Below are 15,251 nucleotides of genomic sequence, written 5' to 3' on the forward strand. Positions count from 1 at the left end.
GTACAGCTTCAGCGGCCCGACGATACGCTGGGCTATGTCCAGACCGATTATCGCGGCGCCGAGGATTCTGATGGTGGGCGGCGCGGTGCAGACCGGTGCCGTCGTCGGCGAATTCGGTGGCGGTCGCCGCCGACCAGGCGGTGAACGCGCTGCTGCTGAACGGCGACGTGCTGCGCACCGAAGGCACCCGCGGTTCCGGCCCGACCGGTCCCGAGGGCTCCGGCCCGACGGACGGGGAGGGCCGCGGTGCCGACGGCAAGGCGGCGGAGCGGGCGGAGCTGCTGTCGACCGCGCGCACCACCTCGGCCTACGACCCGCTCGAGGCTGCGGCGTCGGACATCCCCGTGCCGGAGTTGCCCGATCAGGTGATCGACAATGGGGTGGTTCCCGCCGCCGAGGGCGTGACGTTCCTGCAGGCCGCCGCGGTGGTCGCCCCCGCCGTCGCCACAGCCTCGACTCCGGCCCCGGCCCCGGTGTCCGACACGCCCAGCCTGACGGTGAACGGGGTGTCCGGTGACGAGGACAGCGCCATCGCGCTCAACATCGCCGCCGCCCTGACCGACACCGGCGGGACGGAGGTGCTGACCGTCACCCTGGCCGGCATTCCGGACGGCGCGGTTCTGCGCGACGCCTCCGGTGCGGTGCTGACGGTGGTCAACGGCAGCATCGTGCTGACGGCGTCGCAGATCCCCGGCCTGACGCTGACCCCGCCGGCCAACAGCGGCGACAGCTTCAGCCTGACGGTGACGGCCACCAGCACCGACGGCACCGCCGCGCCCAACAGCGTCACCGCCACGCTGCCGGTCACGGTCAATCCGGTGTCCGACACGCCGACGCTCAGCGTCTCGGCCGTCACCGGTGCCGAGGATACGGCGATTCCGCTGACGATCAGCCCGGCGCTGACCGACACCGACGGCTCCGAGACGCTGACGGTCACCATCGCCGGCATTCCGACCGGTGCGGTCCTGACCAATGCGGCCGGCGAGGTTCTGACCGTTTCCGGCGGCTCGATCACCCTGACGCCGGGCCAACTGGCGGGGCTGGCGATCACCCCGCCGCTGAACAGCGACGCCGATTTCACGCTCACCGTCACGGCGACCAGCCGCGACGGCAGCGCCGCGCCCGCCAGCACCAGCCTGCCTCTGGTGGTCACGGTGAACCCGGTCACCGACACGCCGACGCTGAGCGTCGCTGCGGCGACCGGCAACGAAGACTCCGCGATTCCGCTGACCATCACCCCGGCCCTGACCGATACCGACGGGTCGGAAACGCTGAGCATCACCATCAGCGGCATTCCCTCCGGCGCCAGCCTCGCCAACGCGGCCGGCGATACGCTGTCGATCAGCAACGGCTCCGTCACGCTGACGCCCGGCCAGCTGGCGGGTCTCCGCATCACGCCGCCGGCCAACAGCGACGCCGACTTCACCCTGACGGTCACCACGACCGCGCAGGACGGCACCGCCGCGCCGGTGAGCGTCAGTGCGCCGCTGGCCGTCACCGTCAATCCGGTGACCGACACGCCGACCCTGTCGGTCAGCGCGGCGACCGGCAGCGAGGATACGGCCATTCCGCTGGTGATTTCGCCGGCCCTGACGGACACCGACGGCTCGGAATCGCTGAGCATCACGATCAGCGGCATTCCCGTCGGCGCGAGCCTGAAGAACAGTGCGGGAGACACGCTGACGATCGGCAACGGTTCGATCACGCTGTCGCCGAACCAGCTGGCCGGCCTGACGATCACGCCGCCGGCCAACAGCGACGTGGATTTCACCCTGACGGTCACCGCCACCGCCCGCGACGGCGGCGCCGATCCCGTCAGCGTCAGCGCGCCGCTGGTGGTCACCGTCAATCCGGTGACCGACACGCCGACCCTGTCGGTGTCCGCCGCCACCGGCAGCGAAGACACGGCGATCCCGCTGTCGATCACCCCGGCGCTGACCGATCTGGACGGGTCGGAGGTGCTGACCATCACCATCAGCGGCATCCCGGCCGGCGCCAGCCTCAGCAACACGGCCGGCAACACGCTGACCATCAGCAACGGCTCGATCACGCTGATGCCGGACCAACTGGCCGGTTTGAAGATCACGCCGCCGTCGAACAGCGACGACGACTTCACCCTGACCGTCACGGCAACGGCCAAGGATGGCGTCGCCACTCCGGTTTCGGTGACGCAGACCCTGGCGGTGACCGTCAACCCGGTGACCGACACCCCGACCCTGTCCGTATCGGCCGCCCGCGGCGATGAAGACACCGCGATTCCGCTGACGATCAGCCCGGCCCTGACCGACACCGACGGGTCGGAGACGCTGAGCATCCGGATTTCCGGCGTTCCGGCGGGAGCGACGCTGAGCGCCGGCACCTCGGTCACCGAAAGCAACGGCACCACCACCTGGACGCTGACGCCCCAGCAGCTTGCCGGTCTGAAGATCACGCCGCCGGCCAACAGCGACGTGGATTTCGACCTGACGGTCACTGCAATCGCCAAGGACGGCACAGCACCGGTCGCGACGACGAGCCAGACCCTGCACGTCACCGTCGATCCGATCACCGACACGCCGACGCTGAGCGTCACCGCGGCGAGCGGCAATGAAGACACCGCAATCCCGCTGTCGATCACTCCGGCCCTGACCGATCTTGACGGGTCGGAAACGCTGACGATCACCATCAGCGGCATCCCGGCGGGCGCCAGCCTCAGCAACACGGCTGGCAACACGCTGACCATCAGCAACGGGTCGATCACGCTGACGCCGGACCAGCTGGCCGGGCTGAAGATCACGCCGCCGTCGAACAGCGACGACGACTTCACCCTGACCGTCACGGCAACGGCCAAGGATGGCGTCGCCACTCCGGTTTCGGTGACGCAGACCCTGGCGGTGACCGTCAACCCGGTGACCGACACCCCGACCCTGTCCGTGTCCGCCGCCCGCGGCGACGAAGACACGGCGATTCCGCTGACGATCAACCCGGCCCTGACCGATACCGACGGGTCGGAGACGCTGACCATCCGGATTTCCGGCGTTCCGGCCGGAGCGACGCTTAGTGCCGGCACCTCGGTCACGGAAAGCAACGGCACCACCACCTGGACGCTGACGCCCCAGCAGCTTGCCGGCCTGAAGATCACGCCTCCGTCGAACAGCGACGTGGATTTCGACCTGACCGTCACCGCGATTGCCAAGGATGGCAGCGCGCCGGTGGCGACGACGAGCCAGACCCTGCACGTCACGGTCGATCCGATCACCGACACGCCGACGCTGAGCGTCTCCGCGGCGAGCGGCAACGAAGACACGGCGATTGCGCTGGCGATCACTCCGGCGCTGACCGATCTTGACGGGTCGGAGACGCTGACGATCACCATCAGCGGCATCCCGGCCGGTGCGACGCTCGCCAACACGCTGAACGGGACGCTGACGGTCAGCAACGGCTCGATCACGCTGACGCCCGACCAACTGGCCGGCCTCAAGATCACGCCGCCGGTGAACAGCGACGACGACTTCACCCTGACCGTCACCGCGACGGCCAAGGATGGCGTCGCCACTCCGGTCAGCGTCAGCGCACCGCTGGTGGTTACCGTCAATCCGGTGACCGACACGCCGACGCTGAGCGTCACTGCTGCGACCGGCAACGAAGACACCGCCATTGCGCTGACGATCAACCCGACCCTGACCGATACCGACGGGTCGGAGACGCTGACGGTGACCATCAGCGGCATTCCGGCGGGCGCCAGCCTCAGCAATACGGCCGGCAACACGCTGACCATCAGCAACGGCTCGATCACGCTGACGCCGGACCAGCTGGCCGGGCTGAAGATCACGCCGCCGTCGAACAGCGACGATGACTTCACCCTGACCGTCACGACCACGGCGAAGGACGGTGTCGCCACTCCGGTCAGCGTCAGCGCACCGCTGCTGGTGACCGTCAACCCGGTGTCCGACACCCCGACCCTGTCCGTATCGGCCGCCCGCGGCGATGAGGACACCGCGATTCCGCTGACGATCAGCCCGGCGCTGACCGACACCGACGGGTCGGAGACGCTGAGCATCCGGATTTCCGGCGTTCCGGCGGGAGCGACGCTGAGCGCCGGCACCTCGGTCACGGAAAGCAACGGCACCACCACCTGGACCCTGACGCCCCAGCAGCTTGCCGGTTTGAAGATCACGCCGCCGTCGAACAGCGACGTGGATTTCGACCTGACGGTCACCGCAATCGCCAAGGATGGTAGCGCGCCGGTGGCGACGGCGAGCCAGACCCTGCATGTCACGGTCGATCCGGTCACCGACACGCCGACGCTGAGCGTCTCCGCGGCGAGCGGCAACGAAGACACGGCGATTGCGCTGGCAATTAGCCCGGCGCTGACCGATCTTGACGGGTCGGAAACGCTGACGATCACCATCAGCGGCATCCCGGCGGGCGCCAGCCTCAGCAATACGGCCGGCAACACGCTGACCATCAGCAACGGCTCGATCACGCTTACGCCCGGTCAGCTGGCTGGGCTGAAGATCACGCCGCCGCTGAACAGCGATGCGGATTTCACGCTCACCGTCACCGCGACTGCCAAGGACGGCGTCGCCGCGCCGGTTTCGGTCAGCCAGACCTTGCCGGTGACCGTCAGCCCGGTGTCGGATACTCCCTCGCTGAGCGTCACGGCGGCGACGGGCAACGAGGACACCGCGATTGCGCTGTCGATCACGCCGGCTTTGACCGACACCGACGGGTCGGAGGTGCTGACCGTCACCATCTCTGGGATTCCGGCCGGTGCGACGCTCGTCAACACGCTGAACGGCACGCTGACGGTCAGCAACGGCTCGATCACCCTGAACCCCGACCAGCTTGCCGGGCTGAAGATCACGCCGCCGCTGAACAGCGACGATGACTTCACCCTCACCGTCACCGCGACTTCGAAGGACGGGAGCGCCGCGCCGGCCAGCACCAGTGCGCCGCTGCTGGTGACCGTCAACCCGGTGTCCGACACCCCGATCCTGTCCGTATCGGCCGCCCGCGGCGATGAGGACACCGCGATTCCGCTGTCGATCAGCCCGGCCCTGACCGACACCGACGGCTCGGAGACGCTGACCATCCGGATTTCCGGCGTTCCGGCCGGAGCGACGTTGAGCGCCGGCACCTCGGTCACCGAAAGCAACGGCACCACCACCTGGACGCTGACGCCCCAGCAGCTTGCCGGGTTGAAGATCACGCCTCCGTCGAACAGCGACGTGGATTTCGACCTGACCGTCACCGCGATCGCCAAGGATGGTAGCGCGCCGGTGGCGACGGCGACGCAGACCCTGCACGTCACCGTCGATCCGGTCACCGACACGCCGACGCTGAGCGTCACCGCGGCGAGCGGCAATGAAGACACCGCAATCCCGCTGGCGATCACTCCGGCGCTGACCGACACCGACGGGTCGGAAACGCTGACGATCACCATCAGCGGCATCCCGGCCGGAGCAACGCTCGCCAACACGCTGAACGGCACGCTGACGGTCAGCAACGGCTCGATCACGCTGACGCCCGACCAACTGGCCGGGCTCAAGATCACGCCGCCGTCGAACAGCGACGTGGATTTCGACCTGACCGTCACCGCGACGGCCAAGGATGGCGTCGCCACGCCGGTTTCGGTGACGCAGACCCTGGCGGTGACCGTCAACCCGGTGACCGACACCCCGACCCTGTCCGTGTCCGCCGCCCGCGGCGATGAGGACACCGCAATTCCGCTGTCGATCAGCCCGGCCCTGACCGACACCGACGGGTCGGAGACCCTGACGGTCACCATCGCCGGCGTTCCGGCGGGAGCGACGCTGAGCGCCGGCACCTCGGTCACCGAAAGCAACGGCACCACCACCTGGACGCTGACGCCCCAGCAGCTTGCCGGGTTGAAGATCACGCCGCCGTCGAACAGCGACGTGGATTTCGACCTGACCGTCACCGCAATCGCCAAGGATGGTAGCGCGCCGGTCGCGACGGCGACGCAGACCCTGCACGTCACCGTCGACCCGGTCACCGACACGCCGACGCTGAGCGTCACTGCGGCGAGCGGCAATGAAGACACCGCAATCCCGCTGGCGATCACTCCGGCGCTGACCGATACCGACGGGTCGGAGACACTGACGATCACCATCAGCGGCATCCCGGCGGGAGCAACGCTCGCCAACACGCTGAACGGCACGCTGACGGTCAGCAACGGCTCGATCACGCTGACGCCCGACCAGCTGGCCGGCCTCAAGATCACGCCGCCGGTGAACAGCGACGATGACTTCACCCTGACCGTGACCGCGACCGCCAAGGATGGCGTCGCCACTCCGGTCAGCGTCAGCGCACCGCTGGTGGTTACCGTCAATCCGGTGACCGACACCCCGACGCTGAGCGTCACTGCTGCGAGCGGCAACGAAGACACCGCCATTGCGCTGACGATCAACCCGGCCCTGACCGACACCGACGGGTCGGAGACGCTGACGGTGACCATCAGCGGCATTCCGGCCGGTGCAACGCTCGCCAACACGCTGAACGGGACGCTGACCGTCACCAACGGCACGATCACGCTGAACCCAAATCAGCTTGCCGGGCTCAAGATCACGCCTCCGCTGAACAGCGACGCGGATTTCGACCTGACGGTCACCGCGACCGCCAAGGACGGCACAGCGCCGATCGCGACGGCGACGCAGACCCTGCATGTCACCGTCGACCCGGTGACGGACACGCCGACGCTGAGTGTCACTGCTGCGAGCGGCAACGAAGACACGGCGATTGCGCTGTCGATCAGCCCGGCGCTGACCGATACCGACGGGTCGGAGACACTGACGATCACCATCAGCGGCATTCCGGCCGGCGCGATCCTCGCCAACACGCTGAACGGCACGCTGACGGTCAGCAACGGCTCGATCACGCTGAACCCCGATCAGCTTGCCGGGCTCAAGATCACGCCGCCGTCGAACAGCGACGTGGATTTCGACCTGACCGTCACCGCGACGGCCAAGGATGGCGTCGCCACTCCGGTTTCGGTGACGCAGACCCTGGCGGTGACCGTCAACCCGGTGACCGACACCCCGACCCTGTCCGTGTCCGCCGCCCGTGGCGATGAAGACACCGCGATTCCGCTGACGATCAGCCCGGCCCTGACCGACACCGACGGGTCGGAGACCCTGACGGTCACCATCGCCGACGTTCCGGCGGGAGCGACGCTGAGCGCCGGCAGCTCGGTCACGGAAAGCAACGGCACCACCACTTGGACGCTGACGCCCCAGCAGCTTGCGGGTCTGAAGATCACGCCGCCGTCGAACAGCGACGTTGATTTTGACCTGACCGTCACCGCAATCGCCAAGGATGGCAGCGCGCCGGTCGCGACGACGAGCCAGACCCTGCACGTCACCGTCGACCCGGTCACCGACACGCCGACACTGAGCGTCTCCGCGGCGAGCGGCAACGAAGACACGGCGATTGCGCTGGCAATCACTCCGGCGCTGACCGACACCGACGGGTCGGAGACGCTGACGATCACCATCAGCGGCATCCCGGCCGGAGCGACGCTCGCCAACACGCTGAACGGGACGCTGACGGTCAGCAATGGCTCGATCACGCTGAACCCCGATCAGCTTGCCGGGCTCAAGATCACGCCTCCGGTGAACAGCGACGATGACTTCACCCTGACCGTCACCGCGACGGCCAAGGATGGCGTCGCCACTCCGGTCAGCGTCAGCGCGCCGCTGGTGGTCACCGTCAATCCGGTGTCGGACACCCCGACCCTGTCCGTGTCCGCCGCCCGTGGCGACGAAGACACCGCGATCCCGCTGACGATCAACCCGGCCCTGACCGACACAGACGGGTCGGAGACGCTGACCATCCGGATTTCCGGCGTTCCGGCGGGAGCGACGCTGAGTGCCGGCAGCTCGGTCACCGAAAGCAACGGTACGACCACCTGGACCCTGACGAAGGACCAGCTGACCGGCCTAAAGATCACGCCGCCGCACAACAGCGACGTGGATTTCGACCTGACGGTCACCGCGATTGCCAAGGATGGCACAGCACCGGTCGCGACGACGAGCCAGACGCTGCATGTCACGGTCGATCCGATCACCGACACGCCGACTCTGAGCGTCACGGCGGCGACGGGCAGCGAGGACACAGCGATTGCGCTGGCGATCACTCCGGCGCTGACCGACACCGACGGGTCGGAAACGCTGACGATCACGATCAGCGGCATTCCGGCCGGTGCGATCCTCGCCAACACGCTGAACGGCACGCTCACCGTCACCAACGGGTCGATCACGCTGACCCCCAATCAGCTCGCCGGGCTGAAGATCACGCCGCCGTCGAACAGCGACGACGACTTCACCCTCACCGTCACCGCGACTGCCAAGGACGGCGTCGCCGACGCGGTCAGCGTGACCCAGCCCCTGCCGGTCACCGTCAACCCGGTGTCCGACACGCCGACGCTGAGCGTCACCGCCGTCACCGGCAACGAAGACACCGCCATTCCGCTGACGATCAGCCCGGCGCTGACCGACACCGACGGGTCGGAGGTGCTGACGATCCGCATCACCGGCATTCCGGCCGGTGCGACGCTGGTCAACACGCTGAACGGCACGCTGACGGTCACCAACGGCTCGATCACGCTCAATCCCGACCAGCTGGCCGGTCTGAAGATCACGCCGCCGCTGAACAGCGACGACGACTTCACCCTGTCGGTGACCGCCGTCTCCAAGGACCGCGGCGCGGCCGAGGCGACCACGACCCTACCGCTGGTGGTCACCGTTAACCCGGTGACCGACACCCCGACGCTGACCGTCACCGCGGCGAGCGGCAACGAAGACACCGCCATCGCGCTGGACATCAGGTCGGCCCTGACCGATCTCGACGGATCGGAGAGCTTGAGCATCAAGATCACCGGCGTTCCGGCCGGGGCGACGCTCAGCGCCGGCACTTTCGTCACGGAAAGCAACGGCACCACCAGCTGGACCCTGACCCAGGCGCAGCTGGCCAACCTGAAGATCACGCCCAAGGCCGACAGCGACGTCGATTTCACCCTGACCGTCACCGCCACGGCGACGGACCGCGGCCTGTCCCCGGTCTCGGTGCAGACGACCCTGGCCGTCACCGTCATCGCCGTGGCCGACAAGCCGACCGTTTCCGTCACGCCGATCACCTACGATCTGGCGGTCGGACAGAACGACACGCTGACCGGCACCGCCGGCAACGACACGCTGTCGGGCGGTGCGGGCAACGACACCATCCTGGGCGGCGCCGGCGACGACGTGATCTATGGCGACGGCAGCGGCACCTTCACCGTCGCCCTGTCGATCACCCCCGCCGTGACCGATCACGACGGGTCGGAATACATCTCCAAGGTGACGATCTCCGGCGTCCCGGCCGGGGCGACGCTCAGCGCCGGCACCCTCAACGCCGACGGCACCTGGACCCTGACCCAGGCCCAGCTGTCCGGGCTGAAGATGACCGCGCAGGAAGGCGACACCAGCCATCCCATCACCCTCACCGTCGTCTCGACCTCCAGGGAGCAGGAGAACGGCAGCACCGCCGACAGCGACCCGCGGACGCTGACCGTCAGCTTCGCCAACACGCCGAAGGGCAACGACAGCCTGGACGGCGGCGACGGCAACGACACCATCTTCGGCGGGGCCGGCAACGACACCCTGATCGGCGGGCTGGGCGACGACAGCCTGGACGGCGGCGCCGACAACGACCTGCTGGCCGGCGGCCCCGGCAACGACACCATCGACGGCGGCGCCGGCAACGACACCGTCACCTATGCCGGCTCGGCGACCGCGGTGAACGCCAACCTCGCGACCGGGGTCGGCACCGGGGAAGGCACCGACGTTCTGCGCAATCTGGAGAACGTCACCGGCTCGGCCTTCGACGACGTCATCACCGGCGACGGCGGCGCCAACATCCTGCTCGGCGGCGGCGGCAACGACACCATCACCGGCGGGGCCGGGACCGACACCATCCATGGCGGGGCGGGCGACGACCTGTCGATCTTCACCGTCGGAACCGACGGCGGAACCGCGTCGGCTCCGGAACTGCAGGATGGCGATGCCGGCATCGACACCTTCCGGGTGATGCTGACGTCCGCCCAGATGTCCAACCCGGCGATCCTGGCCGACCTGCGCACCCTGCGCGACCTGATCGAGGCGGCGGCGGCCGATCCCAACGCCGCGACCAAGGACACCGATGTCGCCAACGCCGTCACCCTGACGGCGCTGGGCATCAAGGTCGCGGATTTCGAGAAGCTCGAAATCTACGTCGACGGCCAGCCGGTCAATGTGCGCGAGGTGCTGAACTACACCCCGACGGCCACCGCCGCCGCCGCCACCACCTCCACCACCGAGGACAATGCGGTCAGCAGCCGCCTCGTCGCCACCGACCAGGACACCCTCAACGGCCGCACCGACGACAGCCTGACCTTCAAGGGGCCGGGCGCCGACGGCCAGCCGGTGCGGCTGGCGCACGGCACGCTGGTGGTGAACGCCGACGGCACCTTCACCTACACGCCGGACGCCGATTTCAGCGGCACGGAAACCTTCTCCTTCACCGTCACCGACGCCTATGGCGGCACCTCCACCGCCACGCAGACCATCAAGGTGGCGCCGGTCGCCGACTCCATCACGCTGACCACGCTGAACACGCGCGGCAACGAGGATGCGGCCGGCGGCATCGCCATTGCCCCCACCATCACGCTGAGCGACGTCGATGCCGCCAGCCCGGAGGCGGTGGAGACGGTCACGCTGACCATGTCGGCCTCGCAGCTGGATGTCGCCGGCGCCAAGCTGTACCTGAACGGCACGGAGCTGACGCGCAGCGGCAGCGGGACCTACAGCTGGACGATCCCGACCAGCGCCCTGGTGGCCGGTGGATCGGCCGGAACCTGGACGGTGTCCGGCCTGAAGATCGTCACCACCCGCAACTCCGATGCCGACCTCACCTACACCCTGACGGTCGGGACCATCGACAGCACCAGCGCCGGCACGGTGCGCGGCAGCAAGTCGGCGACCGGCACCATCACCGTCGATGCGGTGGCCGATGCGCCGACCGTGACCGCCGCCGCCGCGGCGACGGACGAGGACACCTCGGTCGCGCTGAAGATCACCCCGGCGCTGACCGACACCGACGGGTCGGAGAGCATCGGCTATGTCACCGTTTCCGGCGTGCCGGCCGGGGCGAGCCTTAATCTCGGCACGGTCCTGAGCACCCAGGGCGACGGCAGCACCAGCTGGAAGGTCAACGCGGCCGATCTGGCGAGCCTGCGCCTGACCCCGCCGCACGACTTCTCCGGCACCATCACCCTCCGCGTCGTCGCCACCTCGGTGGAGCGCGAGAACGGTTCGACCGCCGATTCCGCGCCGGCGACCTTGACGGTGACCGTCACCGGCGTGGCCGACGCCCCCATCGTCATCCCCGTGGCGGCGACGGGCAATGAGGATACCGCCATTCCGCTGTCCATCGACGCCCACCTGTCCGACGTGACGGGCGAGACGCTGGACCACATCACCATCACCAACCTGCCGGAAGGGGCGACGCTGTCCGCCGGCATCCACAACGCCGACGGCAGCTGGACGCTGACCCCGGCGCAGCTGACCGGCCTGACCTTCACGCCGCCGCCGAACTATTCCGGCACGCTGACGCTGAAGATCACCGCCACCTCGGTGGAAGGGGCGACCACCGCAACCTCGGCACAGCAGTCGCTGACGGTGACCGTCACCGCCGTCGCCGACACGCCGGTCCTGTCGGCCTCCGATGCGGTGGGGCGCGAGGACACCGCCATCCCGCTTTCGGTGGTCGCAGCATTGACCGACCGCGACGGGTCGGAAAGCCTCAGCATCCTCGTCGGCGGCGTGCCGGCGGGCGCCACGCTGAACCACGGCCATTACGACGCGACGCTGGGCAAATGGGTGCTGACCCAGGCCGACCTGTCCGGCCTGACCATCACCCCGCCGGCCAACTCCAACACCGGCTTCAACCTGACCTTCACCGCGCGGGCGACGGAAGGCTCCAACGGCGCCTTCGCCGACGCGGCTGCGGTGTCCGTCCATGTCGAGGTGCAGGGCGTTGCCGACGTGGTGACGCCGAACGGCACGCTGACCGCGCGCGGCGACGAGGACACGGCGATCAACCTGAAGCTCGGCGATCTGGTGATGACCGACAATGACGGGTCGGAGCGCCTGTCGCTGGTCGTCAGCAACCTGCCGTCGGGCTCCTGGCTGTCGCTGGCGGCCGGGCACGACAGCGGCCTGGTTCTATCTCGGCAACGGCCGCTGGTCGGTCGATGCGGAGTACCGCAACGAACTGACGCTGACGACGAAGAAGGACTTCTCCGGCACCATCACGCTGAAGGTGGACGTCATCACCACCGACAGCAACGGCGCGCCGATCATCACCGTGAACGGCGTGACCTCCGGCGGGATGCTGAAGGACACCCGCGACCTGACGGTCACCGTCGACCCCAAGGCGGACGAGCCGGTCGTCTCGATCGGCGCCAGCGGGCTGGAGGATGCCGTCGGCGGCATCCCGCTGACCATCTCCGCCCTGACCGGCGACAGCGACGGGTCGGAGCACATCTCCTCCATCGTCATCTCCGGCCTGCCGGCCGGGGTGACGCTGACCAGCTCGGACGCCGGCGCGCTGACCGCGAATGCCGACGGCAGCTGGACGGTCGATCCGGCGAAGCTCGGCAACCTGCGCCTGATCGTGCCGGCCAACAACGCCGACGACTTCACCATCACCGTCAAGGTGACGGCGATGGACGGCACCGACACGTTGACCAAGACCTACACCCCGACCGTCACCATCACCGCGGTGGCCGACGCGCCGGTGTCGCATGCTGCCGACGGTTCGGCGGTGCCCTACCATGTCGACGACCAGTCGACGACCGGCGTGCCGGACGGGCTGGTGCTGAACCTGAACGCCTTCCTGGCCGACACCGACGGGTCGGAAAAGCTGGCGGTCACCATCGGCGGCGTGCCGAAGGGCACGGTGCTGTCGCGCGGCATCGACAACGGCAACGGCACCTGGACGCTGACCGCGGAGGACTACACCGCGGCGCTGGCCGAGGGCGGCCTGAAGCTGACCGTCAAGGATGCGAACGCCACCGGCATCACCCACAGTGTGTCCGGCAGCGTCGACACCGCCAGCGTCACGCTGACGGTCAACCCTTACAGCATCGAGAGCGAGGGCGACCGCAACACCAGCGTGTCCGACAGCTTCGTGCTGAGCTGGACCACCACCGCCTCCTCCGGCGGCGGCTCGACCGATCCGGGCAACGGCGGCAACACTGGCGGCGGCACCAGCCCGCCTCCTCCTCCGCCGCCCCCTCCGCCCCCTCCGCCGCCGCCCCCGGTGCTGGACCCCAGCGTCGGCAGCGACCGGCCGCATGCCGTGACCACCGCCGAGGATACGTCGGTGGCACTCGGCCTGAAGGACGGGCTGGCGAACTGGCAGGACGTCTCCACGGTCACCCTGTCGGGCATCCCGACCGGCGCCAGCCTGAGCAACACGGCCGGCGACACGCTGACCGTCACCGGCGGCTCGATCACGCTGACCAAGGCGCAGCTGGACGGGTTGAGGCTGACGCCGCCGTCGAACAGCGATGCCGATTTCACGCTTTCCATCGACGTGGTGTCGGGCAGCAGCAACGCCCACACCACGCTGACCCAGGCCGTGACCGTCACCGCCGTGGCCGACAGCCCGCTGCTGACCGTGCAGACGGCGTCCGGCAACGAGGATACCGCCATCGCGCTGGACATCACCGCAGCGCTGGCCGACACCGACGGGTCGGAAACGCTGGCCAGCATCGTCATCGACGGGGTGCCGGCCGGTGCCTCGCTGTCTGCCGGCTATCTCGACTCCACCACCGGGCGCTGGGTGCTGACGCCGGGCCAGCTGGCCGGGCTGAAATTCACCCCGCCGCACGATGCCAGCGGCACCTTCCAACTGACGGTGACGGCGGTCTCGCGCGAAACCAGCAACGCCGACCGGGCGACCACGACCAAAACGCTGACCGTCGAGGTGGCGCCGGTCAGCGACGCCCCCGCCATTTCCGTCAGCGCCGCCACGGCGCTGGAGGATCATGCCGCCAACCTGTCCATCGATGCCGCGGTCACCGATCTGGTCGGCACCTCCGAGGTGATCACCGCCCTGCGGGTGACGGTGCCGGCCGGCTTCACCCTGTCGGGCGGCACGTCGCTCGGCAACGGCGTCTACGACCTGACCGGCCTGTCGGCCAGCGACCGCGCGGCCCTGAAGCTGACGCCGCCCGCCAACTATGCCGGCACGGTGACGCTGACGGTGGACGCTGCCGCCCAGGACGGCACGGCGGCCCCCGCCTGGTCGAGCAGGAGCTTCTCGGTCACCTACACCGCGGTCGCCGACGCGCCGAACGTCACGGTGCATGACACGACGGGGGCGGAGGACACCGCCATCGCCCTGAACCTGTCGGCCAGCCTTGTCGACACCGACGGGTCGGAGACGATGGCGGTCATCCTGTCGGGCCTGCCGGCCGGTGCCGTGCTGAACCATGGCTCCAACAACGGCGACGGGTCCTGGACCCTGAAGCCGTCGGAGCTGGCCGGCCTGACCGTCACGCCGCCGCGCAACTATTCGGGCGGCATGGACCTGACGCTGACCGCCACCAGCCTGGAAAGCTCCAACAAGGACACGGCGAGCACCACCGCCACCATCCATGTGACCGTCACTGCGGTCGCCGACGCGCCGACCGTCATCGTCGCCAACGCCTCGGGCAGCGAGGACACCGCCATCGCGCTGAACCTGACGGCGGCGCTGGTCGATACCGACGGGTCGGAGACGATGGCCCTGGTGCTGTCCGGCCTGCCGGCAGGTGCGGTGCTGATTGATGCCAACGGCACCATTCTGACGCCGACCGCCGGCTCGGTCGCGCTGACCGCCGCCCAGCTGTCCGGGCTGAAGCTGATGCCGCCGGCCAATGCCGGCACCGACTTCAACCTGACCCTGACCGCGACGACGACGGAGGCTTCCACCGGCGCCACCGCCACCACCAGCCAGCTGTTCCGGGTCAGCGTCGATCCGGTCGCCGACCAGCCGATCATCACCTGGGCACCGCTGTCCGGCACCGAGGACACGGCCGTGCCGCTGAACCTCTCGGTGGCGCTGTACGACACCGACGGGTCGGAGCGGCTGGGGCTGCTGACGATTGCCGGCGTGCCGACGGGCGCGCTGCTGTCGGCCGGGACGAAGAACGCCGACGGCAGCTGGACCCTGACGCCGGCCCA

Annotated in this window: 1 protein-coding gene; it reads left to right on the forward strand. The window is 69.0% G+C overall.

Translation table 11 applies throughout. The annotated features are described in order from the left end of the window. Positions 1–95: 95 nt before the first annotated feature. Complete coding sequence (locus ACWPN3_RS09880; RefSeq protein ID WP_492261311.1) at positions 96–14,396, forward strand: cadherin-like domain-containing protein; 14,301 nt, start codon at positions 96–98, stop codon at positions 14,394–14,396. Positions 14,397–15,251 lie beyond the last annotated feature (855 nt).

The sequence above is a fragment of the Azospirillum sp. UENF 111221 genome (assembly GCF_058780625.1).